17 protein-coding genes are annotated in these 13,045 nt (G+C 66.2%); 1 reads left to right on the top strand and 16 read right to left on the bottom strand.

The window, feature by feature from the left end; all coding sequences use genetic code 11:
- On the top strand, positions 1-233 hold a 233-nt coding region (locus TSO221_RS34980), incomplete at its 5' end, for a 4-fold beta flower protein (protein ID WP_211099126.1).
- Positions 234-439: 206 nt separating this feature from the next.
- Here the strand turns inward: TSO221_RS34980 and TSO221_RS35355 are convergent.
- From TSO221_RS35355 to TSO221_RS34975, 16 genes are all read right to left on the bottom strand, one after another.
- Positions 440-610 carry a hypothetical protein gene (locus TSO221_RS35355; RefSeq protein WP_158284061.1) on the bottom strand — a complete coding sequence of 57 codons (171 nt, stop codon included), beginning with the start codon at positions 608-610 and terminating at the stop codon, positions 440-442.
- Between the two features lie 10 nt (positions 611-620).
- Positions 621-1,094, bottom strand: coding sequence for a hypothetical protein (locus tag TSO221_RS11615; RefSeq protein ID WP_109118649.1), 474 nt, complete (start codon positions 1,092-1,094; stop codon positions 621-623).
- On the bottom strand, positions 1,091-1,834 hold the full coding sequence (locus tag TSO221_RS11610; protein ID WP_146208781.1) for a hypothetical protein: 744 nt from the start codon (positions 1,832-1,834) through the stop codon (positions 1,091-1,093). The genes TSO221_RS11615 and TSO221_RS11610 overlap by 4 nt, the downstream gene beginning before the upstream one ends.
- Positions 1,831-4,170, bottom strand: a complete 2,340-nt coding sequence (locus TSO221_RS11605; protein WP_109118647.1) for a hypothetical protein — start codon at positions 4,168-4,170, stop codon at positions 1,831-1,833. The genes TSO221_RS11610 and TSO221_RS11605 overlap by 4 nt, the downstream gene beginning before the upstream one ends.
- 9 nt (positions 4,171-4,179) lie before the next feature.
- Positions 4,180-5,796 carry a terminase TerL endonuclease subunit gene (locus TSO221_RS11600; RefSeq protein ID WP_109118646.1) on the bottom strand — a complete coding sequence of 539 codons (1,617 nt, stop codon included), beginning with the start codon at positions 5,794-5,796 and terminating at the stop codon, positions 4,180-4,182.
- Positions 5,768-6,172, bottom strand: a complete 405-nt coding sequence (locus tag TSO221_RS11595) for a phage terminase small subunit P27 family (RefSeq protein ID WP_109118645.1) — start codon at positions 6,170-6,172, stop codon at positions 5,768-5,770. The genes TSO221_RS11600 and TSO221_RS11595 overlap by 29 nt, the downstream gene beginning before the upstream one ends.
- A 444-nt stretch (positions 6,173-6,616) precedes the next feature.
- The gene (locus TSO221_RS11585; RefSeq protein ID WP_146208780.1) at positions 6,617-6,934 is read right to left on the bottom strand and encodes a hypothetical protein; all 318 of its coding nucleotides are present in this window, start codon (positions 6,932-6,934) and stop codon (positions 6,617-6,619) included.
- A gap of 3 nt (positions 6,935-6,937) precedes the next feature.
- The gene (locus TSO221_RS11580) at positions 6,938-7,558 is read right to left on the bottom strand and encodes a phage head-tail connector protein (RefSeq protein WP_109118643.1); all 621 of its coding nucleotides are present in this window, start codon (positions 7,556-7,558) and stop codon (positions 6,938-6,940) included.
- Positions 7,559-7,568: 10 nt separating this feature from the next.
- Entirely contained in the window at positions 7,569-7,991 is a 423-nt protein-coding gene (locus tag TSO221_RS11575) for a hypothetical protein (protein WP_109118642.1), read from the bottom strand.
- A gap of 13 nt (positions 7,992-8,004) precedes the next feature.
- A complete protein-coding gene (locus TSO221_RS11570) occupies positions 8,005-9,177 on the bottom strand; it encodes a phage major capsid protein (protein ID WP_109118641.1) in 1,173 nt (390 codons plus the stop codon).
- Positions 9,170-9,712 (bottom strand): HK97 family phage prohead protease, encoded by a 543-nt coding sequence (locus tag TSO221_RS11565; RefSeq protein ID WP_109118640.1) that lies wholly within the window; start codon positions 9,710-9,712, stop codon positions 9,170-9,172. Before TSO221_RS11565 ends, TSO221_RS11570 begins: the two co-directional genes overlap by 8 nt.
- Positions 9,709-10,968, bottom strand: a complete 1,260-nt coding sequence (locus TSO221_RS11560; protein WP_109118639.1) for a phage portal protein — start codon at positions 10,966-10,968, stop codon at positions 9,709-9,711. The genes TSO221_RS11565 and TSO221_RS11560 overlap by 4 nt, the downstream gene beginning before the upstream one ends.
- A 76-nt stretch (positions 10,969-11,044) precedes the next feature.
- Complete coding sequence (locus TSO221_RS11555) at positions 11,045-11,485, bottom strand: hypothetical protein (protein ID WP_109118638.1); 441 nt, start codon at positions 11,483-11,485, stop codon at positions 11,045-11,047.
- 11 nt (positions 11,486-11,496) lie between these two features.
- Complete coding sequence (locus tag TSO221_RS11550; RefSeq protein ID WP_109118637.1) at positions 11,497-11,787, bottom strand: hypothetical protein; 291 nt, start codon at positions 11,785-11,787, stop codon at positions 11,497-11,499.
- Positions 11,787-11,987 (bottom strand): hypothetical protein, encoded by a 201-nt coding sequence (locus TSO221_RS11545; RefSeq protein WP_109118636.1) that lies wholly within the window; start codon positions 11,985-11,987, stop codon positions 11,787-11,789. Before TSO221_RS11545 ends, TSO221_RS11550 begins: the two co-directional genes overlap by 1 nt.
- A complete protein-coding gene (locus TSO221_RS34975) occupies positions 11,984-13,045 on the bottom strand; it encodes a hypothetical protein (RefSeq protein WP_146208779.1) in 1,062 nt (353 codons plus the stop codon). The genes TSO221_RS11545 and TSO221_RS34975 overlap by 4 nt, the downstream gene beginning before the upstream one ends.

The following is a 13,045-nucleotide window of genomic DNA, read 5'->3' as shown; positions in this document are numbered from 1 at the left end:
CCCCCCCCCCCTCAGATTTTGAGGATGTCATGGCTGACAAGTGGATATTCACGCCTGCTGGGAAGGCGGCCTATTACCAACAAGATAAACATATATACACCCAGAATGGAAAATGTGAATATTGGGTGCAAGATAACTATGTTTATCCGATGAACGGCGGAAACCCTCAATACTATATTCAAGACGGATGGTTTTACACATTGAACGGCAAGCCGGCGTATTATTACGGGTAATGGTCTGCGCATGACAAAGGGGCCATCATCCCGATGGCCCCTCCGCCGTCCACTCCTCTGAACACCGGCCGCGCGGTGAAAGGTAACCCGCCGCCGGCTGTCGGGGTTGGTTTCTGAAGAGCGGCCACTCACCGACTAAAGCCGCCCCGCGCCATCGGGTGTGCTGAAGGCCAGGACACACCCGCCCCGCGCGGAAGGGATCCCGTCTATCTTTCCGTCTCGTCTTGCCCCTTCCACGGGGCGCCCATGGCCCCGTAGGCTGCGCTGGACTCCCCCATGCAACGCACGCGGGCGGTGGCCTCCAGGCGCTCGGCAATAGGCCGCAGCATGGCGCGCTCCATCGGGAGGAGGTCCGGCGAGTCGGTGTCGATCAGCATGGCGGCGCCCTCAGTTCAACACGCTGCTACGACGGAGCCGGCGCGTCTTCTGGTGCGGGGGCGGGGGCGCCTTGTGCCCGGCGGCCAGCTTCAGTTGCGCCAGTTCCAGCACAACGGCGGTGTGCTGCTCCATCTCGCTCGCCAGCATATCGAACGCGGCGGCAAGCTGGTCAGCCAGTTGCGCGGCGTGCGTCGAGGCGTTCAGCGCGGCGGCGGCGGTGGCGCGCAACAGGTCCAGTTGGGCCTTGGGGTCCATCACCATGTTGACCGGCTGCAACCCGGCGGCGTGGTTCACCACGTTGGCCTGATGCGTGGCGATCATCCGCACCGCCTCGGCCGCCTGCCGGAATTCCTTCGCCGAAGCGCGCCGGCCTTCCACCATCGTCTTCTTCACGGCCCGATAGTTGGCGGCGGGATCTTCGCTGCCCTGCGCAGCGGAAGTGGTGGCCGGGGCGAGTTGGGCCAGGGTCGTTTCAGTCGTCATTGCATGCCTCCTGCGGCAAAGTTTACGGCTTCCCGGATGCGGTCGAAGGTCTGCGACACGTCGCCCTCCTTGATCCGCCGCACCAGATCGGAATGGTTCGTGTGGTAGCCCAGCCTCTTCGTCTGGACACCAGAGGCGGTCACGGTCGCCATGATGATGGCACCGCCGACAGCGCCGTTGACCTTCTCGTCAATCTCCAGCCCCTCGGCGAGCTGCCGTTGCGCCAGCTTCAGAAGGTCCACGTCGGGATTGCGGAAACGCTGCTTCCACACCCGCCCCTTGCTCTCGGGGATGTCAGGCCCGAGCCACGTCCCTTCGTAGGCCGGGCCGACGCACCGATAGGTCTCCTCGGCCGTCCACATGGCGCCCCACAGCTCAGGGCGCTTCCGAGCCTTGGAGTAGCCGACGAAAAGCATCTCCTGCTTGCTGGTGACCGGCGGGGCAACTCCCGCGCTGGCCTGCTTCTGGTGCAGCCATTCCGCCTGGACAAGAACGGCATTCAGGTTGGGCGTGAGGTCGTCAAACTCGAAGAATGGCGCCCTGTTCAACATCTGGTGAACAAGCGCGCTGAAGTGCGCGTCACCGCGGCCGGTGACAACACAATTCAGGTGCGGCACTACTGCGAACTTCGCCGTGTAGTTACTCGGGACGAACTCCGTGGGTCCGGCCTGAACCGAACCCACGGTGTCCACCACCACATGCGCCACTTTGTCTTGGAAGTGGGCTATCCACATACTCATGCGGTTACTCCTTCGAACAGCGTGGGCGTATCACCCACCACTGGCGTTCCGATCTGGTGAATGAAGGGGCGCACGGCGTATTCAGCGGCAAGCTGCGCCATGGCGTGTAGACCGAACTCCTTGAAGCTCTCCCAGAAGTTCTTGGCCTTGCCGCTCAGCGTGTCGAAAATCGACTTCTCAGCGAATTTCACAAGGCGGTCTTCCGTATGCTTCTGCACACGGTCGAGTTCCTTGCGGTATTCCTCGGCGGCCTTCTGCGCTTCCTGCCAAGCCGGGTTCGCCTGCATGAGAGCGCGATTGATCGCTTCGATTTCTTGTTGCGTCGGCTCGAACCCGCTGGCGCGAAGGCGCTCCAGCGCGTCGTTGGTCGCCTCCACCTGAAGGCGGTACTTCTCCGCCGGGGTCAACCCCTGCTGAACGGTGCTGGTGAACAGGGCGAACGACTTGTCGAGCTTCTGTTTCTCGATCTGCCGGCCCATCTCGGAGACGCCTTCCAGCATCTTCGTGAAGTCGTCGCCGGCCTCCGTGCCCTTGGTCATCTCCTTGGCTGCCGCGATCTGCGCATCCCGCAGGCGCATGGCGTCCTCAATCGCCATGTCAATCTTGAGGTCGTTGGAGCCGTCCGGGTTGCGGATGGCGTCCAGCGCGTCGCGGGTCTTCAGGAACTCGCTGTTGATGCCCTTGATGCGCTGCTCAAGGTCGGGCTTGATGGCGCCGTTCAGCCCGGCGTCGATGCCGGCGCGGAGTTGGTCGAAGGCGCGGGCGTTGCCGTCAATCGTGGCCTGCACCTTCCGGCCGTCCGCCTGCACTTGGTCGGGGTCGATGCCCAGCGCCGCAAGGCCCTGCTTGTCCCGGATGATCTTCCCTTCAAGGACGGCGATGCGGTTCTCGACGTTCTGAAGGGCCAGGAACGCGCTTTCCCCGCCGGTCTGGATGATCCTGTCCCGCTCGGCCTGCGCATCCTGCAGAAGCTTGTTGTCGCGCTGGAGCTGCTGTTGCAGCGGGCGCGTGCCCATGCTGTCGGTCAGGTTCTCCATGAAGCTGGTAGCGATGTCGCGCGGCCAGTCCATCGGCGCTGTGATGAACGCCCAGGCGCTCCGCAGTTGCGCGACGAACGGGCCGATCTTCGCGCCCACACCCTCGATCATGTCGTTCCAGGCGACGTTGTAGCGGTGCACGCTGGCCGCGCTCTCGTCCGCTTCCTTCCGGCTGGTCGCCAGCGTGCCGGTCAGGCTGTCCAGCACCGTGTTGGAGGCGCCCCAGGTGTTGCCGGCCTTCTCGAAGGCTGCCGCCTGCTGTTCCACCGCATAGCCCAGGTGAATTCCGGCCTCGGCCATGCCGGCAAAGGACTTGCTGCCTTCGTCCACCCATTGCCCGAGCTTGCGGGCGGCCTCGGGCAGCGACACGCCCAGCCGGTTCGCCAGATCCTCGGACGCGCGGAGGAACGCCCCGATGTTGTCGGCGCTGACGGATCGGAACTTCACCAGCGCCTCGGCGGCGGCCTCGTACTCGCCGCGCATCCGTTGGCCGCTCTGCTCGGCCATGCGCGCGGCGTTCTGGATACCCGTCGCGGTCAGGCCCGACGCGCTGTTCGCGTCCTCCAGCGCCTTCTTGATCCGTAGGTGACTGGCCGCGTAGTCGTCGTTCGCCTGGATGGAGTCGGAGACGATCCCGGTCAGCTTGTTGACCGCGGTGGCGGCCACGATGATCTCTTGCAGGCCGGGCACGGCCAGTCCGACGGAGCGCAACCCACTGAAGGCGGCTTTCATCAACAGCGCGTGCTCAACAACCTTGTCCATCTCCGAGACGGTGCCGGCCGCCGCGTGCCCGATGCCGACAAGGGCGTCTTCTGCCGTCCGCACGCCCCAGGAGAGGCGCAGCACGTCGTTGACCTTCCGGCCGGCGTCCCACAGCTCGCCCATGCGCCCGGTGGCGGCGCGGGTGGCGTCGGACAGGCGGCTCATGCGGTCGGTCAGGCCAGCGGCGCCGCTGTTCATCGCCACCAGCTCGCGGCCGGAGCTGTTGCTGTTGGCGGCCAGCCGCACCATGGCCTCGTCGGTCGTAACCATCCCGCGGCGCATCAGGTCGAGCATCTTGGTTTGCTCGGCCATGACGGCGTTCATCTTCTCCATGGACTGTGCGGCGGCGTCGGTCAGGCCGGTGTAAGCCCCAGCGCCCTTGCCCGCCATGGACGCATCCACCTTCGCCATGGAGGCGGCGGCGCGCTCGGCCTGCTTGGCGATCAGGTCCAGCGCGGCGGCGGCCTTGTTGGCTCCCTCCACGGCGCCTTTCGACTCGATCCAGATTTCCGTGACGATGCGTTCTGTCTGCGCCATGTCCCTACCTCACACCATAAGGAGCCCGTCCCGGCGGGCGTCGGTTTCGTAGATGCTCGGGCCGGTGTCGCCGGTCAGGACGCGCCCGACAGCCATTGCGGCCGCAACCGCGCCGTCGATGCGGCCGGTCGATTTGTCCTTGCTGAATTTCTCGTTCTCGGCGTCGTCCCGGACGGCCCTGATGTTGCCGAAGCACATGCGCAGCACCGGGTTCCCGCCGTGGCGGAACTGCCCGCCCAGGATGGCCCGCTTCAGTTCCTTGACCGGGGCCGCCATGCTGGCGAAGCCCTGCCCGAACTCGGCAACGGTCAGGTGCTCTTTCTGCAAGGCGGTGGTGACGGCGGTGCTGTTCCAGCGGTCAATCGCCACCTCCTGCACGTCGTACCGCTTAGCCAGGTCTACGGCGTAGGCGATGACCGCGCTGTGATCAACGCGGTTCCCCTCGGTGACGGTCAACTGTCCGTCACGCTGCCAACGGACGTAATCGGCCTTGTCCTTCTCGGCCTTCCGCGCCAGCGAGGCGGAGGGGAGGAAGAACATCGGCACCACGTCATAGCTGCGGTTGCCGTCCTCGCCAGAGGGGAACACCGCTACCACCGCGGTCAGGTCTTCCACGCTGGACAGGTCGATACCCACCCAGCACGCGCGGCCCTCCAGTTCGGCCGGCGGCGTCATCGGCTCGGCCTTGTCGTAGATCGTCAGTTCAAGCCAGGGGTTGGCAACTCCCTCTTGCCAGATGTTCAGGTGGAACCGCTTGAAGTCGGCGAGGTCGGCGGGGAAGTGCTCGATCCGCCGGGCCTTGATCCGCAGTTCCTCCAGCGACAGGAACCCCGCCTCGATAGCCGGGTTGGCCGCGAACCATTCCTGTTCGTCCTGCCAGTCGGCTTCAGGGTCGGCGGCGAAGATGATGGGGGCAAAGGTCGGGTCTTCCACCTCGCCGCGCGCCACCGCAAGGCTGTACTGCCACAGGTCATGAGCAAGGCCGCCCTGCCCTTCGCCCGCGGTGCTGATAACGACGGTCAACGGCTCGTCGCGCTTCACCATGGAGTCGCGCACCACGCCGAACAGCTTGCGGCCTTCCACCGCCGGCCATGCGTGCACCTCGTCCGCCAGGAAGAACGAAGCGTTCATGCCGTGCTTCGAGTAGGCTTCCGACGAAATGGCCTTCAGCTCGGAAGCGGTCTTCTTGTGGGTCAGCTTCTTGCGGCTTTCCAGCGGTCGCACCCGGCTCAACAGGGCCTTGTCCTGCTTCACCATCTCGTGCGAGTGCTTGAAGGCGATGCCGGCGTTCTCCCGGTCGGCCGCCGCCTGGATGACCTGTCCGCCGGCCTCGCTCTCCGGTCCCATGAAGTGCCCCAGCGCCAGCGCGGAGGCGAGCGTCGTCTTGGCGTTGCCGCGGGGTATCCAGATGCAGGCCAGCCGCACCAGCCGGCGCCCGCTCTCCGTGGCCGGCCCGTAGATCCGGCGGATGATGGCCTCTTGGAACGGGTTCAGCACGAAGGGGCCGCCCGCGCTCTTGCCTTCCCACAGGGTGAGCTTGCGCACGAACCGGCTCATGCGATCAGCGCGGCCGGTCGGGTCCGGGTAGCGGGTCGGGTCAGGGGAGAAGATCGGCAGACCAGCCATCACCCTCGTCCTCGTCCGTGCCACCCTTCAGCCCCCGGCGGTGCGGGGTCAGCCCGAGTTCCGCAGCGAGTAGCCGGGCCTCGCGCATCGCGTTCCCCTGCATCCTGAAAGCCGGGTGCGGCTTCGGCCCGTTCTCGGTCGAGACGGTGCGACCCTCGGCCGTCATGGTCTCTTCGAACTCGCGGACCTGTCCGACAGCGATGCAATAGCTCTCCAGGGTCGCCATGGTGTCGGGCGCCAACAGCTTCCGCTCGTGCAGCTCGGCCGCCGCGCGCTTCCACTCCTTCTTGGCGTGCGGCGCCAGCCAGGACGGCGGCGACGGGCAGCGCTTCGGCGGGTTGGTGGCCTCGGAGGCGGGGGATTTACGGCCCTTCATCGTAGAAAGTCCCATTTTCCAGGGTGTTGCGCGCAAGACTCCCCACCGGTCCGAACCCCCTTAGCGTCAAATTCCGAGACCGGGGGGGAGGTGGTGCCCGGCTGCCATGCTCCCCGGTCCTGCCCCATGCTCTTGCGGTTGTGGCAGCGGTGGTTCATCGGCCTCCAGTTGGAGCGGTCCCAGAACAGGCGTTGGTCGCCCTTGTGCGGCTCCCGGTGGTCAACCACGTCGGCACGCTGGCCGCAGCCACAGGCGCACAGGCGGTTCTCAGGGCGGGCAAGGAACGCCTTGCTCTCTTCCTCCCACCGCGTCCCATAGCCGCGCTCGCGGGCACCACCGCGGCGGCGGTCGTACTCGCGTCGGCACTCAGGGCAGCGCTTGCCGGTGTAGGCCGGGTGTCCGGGTTGGTGGCAGTGCTTGTGCGGGGCGTAGGGCATGGCAGCCTCACCCCTGGAAATCTACGGTGATGCGGACGTACGCGGCGCCCAGCATCTTGTTGTCTACCCAGCCGATCACCCGTTCCTGTCCGCCTCTGACCAGCTTGTCACCGGAGCGCAGCGGCAGCAGCGAGGCGAGCCCGGTAGGCGACAGGATGGCGCGGCCGGTCAACTGAGTGCTGGACGAACCGGCGCGGATCTCCTGCCCGCTCAGTGCGCGCACCATGGCCTTGCAGGTCACGTCAGGCGAGCCGGTGCGGCGCACCTTCACGTCTTCGCCTGCACGCTCTAGCGCCCGGTCCAGGGCTTGGACTTCGCCGGCCATGGTCTACCCCACCACCGGCTGACGGTGCGGCGACAGCAGCGCCACCACGTCGGGGGGCAGAGTGGCACCGGTCCCGAACCCGCCAACCCAGAACGTGGTTTCCAACACGCTGTCCACGTTCTCCGCCTTCACCAGCGGGTCACGGGTGCGGGCGTACCACTCAGCCTTGACCAGCATCATGGTTGCCCGCTCCACGTCGTCGGGCAACGTGGCTCCCGTGGTGCCGGGCAGGGTGTAGCCGGCCTGATACTCCACAACGATCTTGGGGGAGGCCCAGCAGCGGCGCCGGTCAGACGTGGTGAGGCGGTAGAGGATGCCGGTATCGGCCTCCACCTCATAGCCGCTGGTGGCAACGGTGGTGCCCGACTCCGTGACGGAGACGATGGACACCACCGGCCAACGGGTCAGGATCAGGCTATCAGTGGGGGTGCACAGCCTGAAGGTCTCCCGGACCGTCTCCAGCGCGAAGATGCGGTTGCAGTGGTTCCGCACCGCCGCGCTGGCACGGTCGATGACTTCGCCCAGCCAGCCGTCGTCAGTCGTGCCGGAAAGCTTCAGCTCCGTCTTGACGGCGGTCAGGGTCGTAAGCTGTTGGCTCGCGGCCGGGGTGACGACGGTCAGCATGGGCCTACCCTCAAACCGGCGGGTTGCTGGTGGGCATGGAGCGCGGGTGCCCCAGGATCGCCACGGCCGAGACCGGGATGTTGCCGGTGTTGCCGCTCGGGGTCAGGGTCAGGCGCACATAGCGCTTGAAGCCGATGTACCCGATCTTCCGCGTCTCGCCGTCGTCGGCGTAGGTGAAGCTCGCCAGCGCCTCCGTGCCGAGAAGCTGCGCATCGGCCACCGCGGCGGCGTCGGACAGGTTGGAGGCGTCGCCGTCCTCCACCAGCGCCGTCACGGTCGCGTCCGCGTCGGACAGCGTGCCGGTGGCGATGACGAAGGTCAGCGAGCCATAGCCCAGCGTGTCGATGATGGCGGACACCTGCGCCGTGTTGTCGGTCACCACCACCGGGGCGATAGCCGGGATGGGGTGGATGTGGTTCATCAGGTCGCGCATGGTCGGGGCCTCCTTACGCCGCGATCTTGAGCTTGCGGATAGCCTCGGCCTTGCCGACGCCACCAGCCACACGGCGGCGGCCATGGAAACGGCACATGCCCTTGGTGGCCTGCGTGAACGGGTCGCGCGTCAGGGCCAGCGGGATGCGGTCGAAGATGCGGTAGCCGGCGGAGAAGTCGCCGAAGACGATGGGGTACGCACCCGCGCCAACGTCGGGCATGTCCGGGGCCTCGATCACCGGGCGTCCCAGGATCGTGGTCGCCATGGAGCCGGCAAGGCCGGTGGTGGCGAGAAGGTACTGGCCGTTGCCGTCCTTCAGCTTGCGCACGGTGCCGATGGTGGTCGAGTTCATCATCCACACGGCATTGGCGCGGTAGGGCGTGGGCACGGCGTGGTACAGGTCGATCAGACCATCCGCCGTAACCTGCGAGGCGTGCCCGCTGGTGGTGAAGCTCAGGCCGGTATCCGACATGAAGCCCAGCGGCTTCTTGGTGCCGTTGCCGGTGACGAAGGCGGCGCCTTCCTTGCTGCCGAACTCCTCCGCGAACTCGAACGCCAACAGGGCGTTGATGTCGAAGGCCGAGTCCTCCAGCAGACTGAACGGCACATCCACCCAGGCGGCCAGTTCGGCAACGTCGTAGGTGGCGGCACCGAAGGTGACGGTGGTCTCGGGCCGGTCCTCGGTGTCACCCACCCACGAAGCCGTCATGCCGCCCGTGCGCTTCGGCATGGTGGCGGAGCCGGAGCCGATGCCGCGGACGTTGGCGACGGCGCGGACCGGGCTGAACAGCACCACGTTGCGCTGAAGCTCGGCGATGAACTCGCCGGGGGCCAGGGCGCCGCCCTTGGTGTCGTCCGACGCCAGCAGCGAACGAACCTCGTCCGCCGACATGCACTCTCGGCCGTTGCGGATGAACGCCTCGAAAGCGCGCGTCTCCGGGGCCGGCCCCTGCCGCTCCTGCCGCTGCTCCTGCGAGCCGGGCCGGCGGAGCACGCGCTCGATGGCCTCCATGCGGGCGCGGATCTCGGTCACGGTGGCCTCGGTGCTGTCCAGCCGGCCCGTGGCGTTGCCGGTGAACTGCTCCAGCGCGGCGCGGATCTCGTCCAGGCCCTCGCCGCCGTTCTCGTCTCCCTGTTCCTCACGCACCTCCCAGTCTCGCGACCGGGCGTTCAGACCCTTAAGCATGCTGTCCTCCAATGATTGCCGCAAAGCGGCGGATGTGCTCGGCTAGCCCGGTCGGGCTGGCGGTTGCGCTGCGAACGTCCGTGACGCGCGCCCTCGGGTTGGAGGGGCGCCGCACGGGCGAAATCTCGATGAGGTCGGCCTGTAGGATGGCGGTGCTCCCATCGGCCAGAAGCGAGGTCTTGCGCCGGCGGAACCCCACCGACAGCCCGCGCACCTCGGCACCCTTCAGCATCCGGTGCGCCTTCGCTCCGCCTGGTGCTTCGAGGTCGATGCGCCCGCGGACGAACAGCCCTTGCGGGTCTTCCCGGATCTCCAACCATTCGCCGATCTCGCGGGAGGGGGAGTGCTGCCAGAGCATCATGGGGACAGTGCCGGCCGCCCGGTGCTCGGTCAGGGACGCGGCGAACACGCCCGGCATGAACACCGTGTTGTAGCTGTCCAAGACGCCGTACACGCTGCCGTAGCCCTCGAAGACACCGGGGGCGGTCTCGTCCAGCGCGAACCGAACCTCTACGGCGCGATAGCCCGTCTTCATGCGTCACCTCCCGCAGCGTCCGTTCGGCTGGGGTCGCTGGCGTTGTTGAAGTCGGAGGCGGGGGTGTAGTTGAGCGAGCGCCCGTAGACTTCACCGCCCTCATAGCCGGGGCGGTTCTCCATCGCGCGGGCCTCGTTCGGGTTCAGCACACCGGAGTCGATCGCCTTACCGTACGCCTCGAAGCGCTTCAGGATCTCGGCGCGGGCGAGGTCATCGACCAAGAATTCAAAGTAGTGCGTTTCGCGCTCGTCTTCGGTCAGCAGCGAAATCGCCAGCGCGTCGCACCACAACTTGAGAATGGGCAGGATGCAGAAGGTGAGGAACTGTTGCCCCATCGCCTCCGCATTGTTGTGCGTGGCCCGCTCCAAGTCGTTCAGCATGTGGAGCGGGATGCGCCAGTACCGGGAAATCTCCGCGATCTGGAACCGGCGCATCTCCAACGTCTGCGAGTCCACAGAGGAAAGCTGAAGTTGCTGGAACTCGGTGCCGTCCTCCAAGATCATCGTCTTGCCGGCGTTGGCGCCGCCGGTATACCACTTGCTGAAGCTGCCGCTGATGCGAGCGAACACCTTGTCGCTCATGGTCTTGGCGTGCTTCAGGATGCCGCTCGGCTTTGCGCCGCGCCCGAACAGCCCAGCGCAATGCTTCTCCAGGGTCAGGGCAAGGCCGATGGCCTCCCGTGCCAGCGAGACGGTGGAGGCGCCCTTGTAAACGTCCAGCCCGACGCCGCGGACGTGGAAAATATCAGCCCGGCTGTAGTCCCTCGTCTGCCCGTCCGGGGTGGTGACGGTATAGATCGGCTCCAGCGTGAGCGGGTCTTGCTTCACCGCGACCAACCGGGCGTCCAGCGGGATCAGCTCGGCCGGCCGGCCACCCCCGTCCCGCCCGATGAAGGCATAGCCGTTGCCGACGCTGGCGAAGTGCGTTCCGACGATCAGCCGGAATTCGCTGGCCGGGGTCCATGGGTTGGCGGCCTTGGCTACCAGCTTGTAGGCGGGGTGGTCCGTGGCGCGCTCGCGGTCGTCGTCACCCTTCTTGCGGTACAGGTGCGGGGTGAGCTGCGCCAGCGTTTCACCCACGATGCGAATGCAGGCGAAGGCGGCAGAGCACCGCAGCGCGCTATCAGGGGTGACGTTCTCGCCGGCAACAGTCGGACCCATGCCGCCAAGGATGAACGCAACATAGGGGTCGGTCAGGTCGTAGCTTTCGCTACGCTGCTCAACCGCGCCTTTCTTGCCCTTGCCTAACTTCCACACGCCGCCCGTCCGGTATGGCTATAATTCAGCCTTGACCTTGACGGGCGGTTACTGAAAGAGAAAGACGCATTATTTGTCAGTAAAGCGCATCTCGATCCGCAGTCTTCAGGATCTCGAATATCCTGCGGCGGCTTGTCGGAAAGCGAACGCCCAACTTCATCGCTCGCCATAGTAGAGCGGCGGTCGGATCTTCTGGCGGGATCGGCTGCTCTCGCTGAAGCTTCCACGTGGCGGCAGCATACCGTTGCTGTACGGTGATGATCTGCTCGGCCGCCTCCCAAGCGGGGAGGTCGGGGAACCGCTCCCGCCAGAGGCGGAGGATCAGCCCGTCACGAAGGCGCTGACGCTCCACCCGCCACCATGGCGGTTCCCCTGGTGCGCAGTCGAGCCACAGGGCGTGCTCGAGACCGCGCTGCGGATTGCGCAGGTAAGAGCCCAGACGGGCGGACAACCATGTCAGGTCATCCGCCGACGCCTCGCCGGCCGCCACCCGCTTCAGACGGTCAATGGCCTGCATGGGCCGCCCACCTACAGGACGGCGATCCCGCCGCCGTTGTCCCAGAAGCTCCTTTGCTTGGCCTCCAGTTCGGCGACGATGGACTTGAAGCGCTCGACACGGGCGTCCATCCCGATGGGACCGGGCGATGCGGCCAGCAGGCCCACACCCATAGCTGCGTCGGTGCTGGCGTCGTCCACCGCGGCGCGGGCAAGCTCGCTGTAAGTGACCAGGATAGCCGGCTCGGGTGTCGGCTCGCCCTCCAGCGCGACGGCCAGCAGCTTCAGGGCAAGGGCGTTCATCTTGTCTTCGTACTCGGACATCACTCGTCTCCAGGTTGGTTGGTGAAAAGGTCGAGTTGATGCGCGCCACTGCGGCGCGGCTTCCTGCGCGGCTTCGGTCGTTGGCCGGGCATGGCACTGGTGGCGGCCATCTTGAAGCAGCCGATCACCAGCTTCCCCTTGGGCTGCGCCGGGATGGCGTCGCCCGGTTCTGTGGACTTGGGTTGGGTGCGCCGGATCATGCGGCCCTCGTCTCGTCTAGGATCTGACGCAGGACGGCGGCGGCGGTCGGGTTCAGTCCGAAGGTGCCGCTCTTGAAGTTCGAGAGCTGCGGCCGGCTCAAGCCAACGCGCTCAGCGAGCCGCTTCAATTCGCCCGGCGGCGACTTGCTCACATGCTCGGCAAGATCGGCGCGCAGACGATCAATGGGCGGGGGCTCGGTTGAGGTCGGCCGCCCGCTCTTGGCCGCGATGATCTCTTCTAGGTCGATCTGGCGCGGATCGGCGATGACGGCCGGCGCCGCGTCAGATTGCCCACGCATAGCAGCTCGGGCGGAGGCGGCGGCGATGGTGGTCGATGCGGGGTCTACGTGCCCACGCCTATCGGCGCGGGTCCATTGCGCCCTTTCGGGCGCACCACCTACCAACCTACCATTTTCACATTTGGGCTTGGCGACGATGGTATCGGCAGCCGCTGCGATGTCAGCCGCAACGCCGTCTTCATCGCCACCCCCATGGTATATAGAAGTGTCCGGTAGGCCGGACCGAGAAGGCGCTGTTTCGGCCTCTGACGGTCCGGTACACCGGACCAATCCGGGCAATTTCGTTGCGCGTCGGTGCCCACGGTCCGGTACACCGGACTGTGTGTCCGCTACACCGGACCGTGTTTTGATTTTCGGCGCCTCGTCCTCAGGTCGCTCCCACCGCATGAAATCCTTCGTCGCCGGCTGGTCTTGGTAGCGCTCCATGGTCAGGATCCAGGTCCGCGCCTCCTTGGTCTTCAGCGTGAACGTCGAATTGCGCGCCACCTTCAGAAAGCCGCGCTGCTGTAGGTCGGCCAGCGCAACCGCCGTCTGGGATTTCCCGATGCCCAGCCGCTCGGCCTCGCGGGTGCCGAACACGATCTCGCCGTTGTTGATGCCGTTGTGTCGCTTCCACACCTCGATGAGGATCTTCATCGACGTGCCGCTCATCGTCTCCCAGGCTGGGCACTTGAGCATGTAGTGGTGCAGTGCCACGAACCGGACGGTTTCATTCCGGCCGGTCGCGTTGGCTCTGCCGTGGCGGACCTTCTTCGGCAT

Source organism: Azospirillum sp. TSO22-1 (genome assembly GCF_003116015.1).
GTDB lineage: Bacteria > Pseudomonadota > Alphaproteobacteria > Azospirillales > Azospirillaceae > Azospirillum.
Note: the sequence above shows the minus strand (reverse complement) of the source record. Positions and strands in the feature narration are given on the sequence as shown.

Bases quoted from the DNA above. Each gene is read 5' to 3' on its own strand.
- TSO221_RS11600 (WP_109118646.1), bottom strand. From the start codon at position 5,796: ATGGCTGGTCTGCCGATCTTCTCCCCTGACCCGACCCGCTACCCGGAC.
- TSO221_RS34975 (WP_146208779.1), bottom strand. From the start codon at position 13,045: ATGCCGAAGAAGGTCCGCCACGGCAGAGCCAACGCGACCGGCCGGAAT.
- TSO221_RS11570 (WP_109118641.1), bottom strand. From the start codon at position 9,177: ATGCTTAAGGGTCTGAACGCCCGGTCGCGAGACTGGGAGGTGCGTGAG.
- TSO221_RS11555 (WP_109118638.1), bottom strand. From the start codon at position 11,485: ATGCAGGCCATTGACCGTCTGAAGCGGGTGGCGGCCGGCGAGGCGTCG.
- TSO221_RS11550 (WP_109118637.1), bottom strand. From the start codon at position 11,787: ATGTCCGAGTACGAAGACAAGATGAACGCCCTTGCCCTGAAGCTGCTG.
- TSO221_RS11595 (WP_109118645.1), bottom strand. From the start codon at position 6,172: ATGAAGGGCCGTAAATCCCCCGCCTCCGAGGCCACCAACCCGCCGAAG.
- TSO221_RS11615 (WP_109118649.1), bottom strand. From the start codon at position 1,094: ATGACGACTGAAACGACCCTGGCCCAACTCGCCCCGGCCACCACTTCC.
- TSO221_RS11610 (WP_146208781.1), bottom strand. From the start codon at position 1,834: ATGAGTATGTGGATAGCCCACTTCCAAGACAAAGTGGCGCATGTGGTG.
- TSO221_RS35355 (WP_158284061.1), bottom strand. From the start codon at position 610: ATGCTGATCGACACCGACTCGCCGGACCTCCTCCCGATGGAGCGCGCC.
- TSO221_RS11580 (WP_109118643.1), bottom strand. From the start codon at position 7,558: ATGCTGACCGTCGTCACCCCGGCCGCGAGCCAACAGCTTACGACCCTG.
- TSO221_RS11565 (WP_109118640.1), bottom strand. From the start codon at position 9,712: ATGAAGACGGGCTATCGCGCCGTAGAGGTTCGGTTCGCGCTGGACGAG.
- TSO221_RS11585 (WP_146208780.1), bottom strand. From the start codon at position 6,934: ATGGCCGGCGAAGTCCAAGCCCTGGACCGGGCGCTAGAGCGTGCAGGC.
- TSO221_RS11575 (WP_109118642.1), bottom strand. From the start codon at position 7,991: ATGCGCGACCTGATGAACCACATCCACCCCATCCCGGCTATCGCCCCG.
- TSO221_RS11605 (WP_109118647.1), bottom strand. From the start codon at position 4,170: ATGGCGCAGACAGAACGCATCGTCACGGAAATCTGGATCGAGTCGAAA.
- TSO221_RS11545 (WP_109118636.1), bottom strand. From the start codon at position 11,987: ATGATCCGGCGCACCCAACCCAAGTCCACAGAACCGGGCGACGCCATC.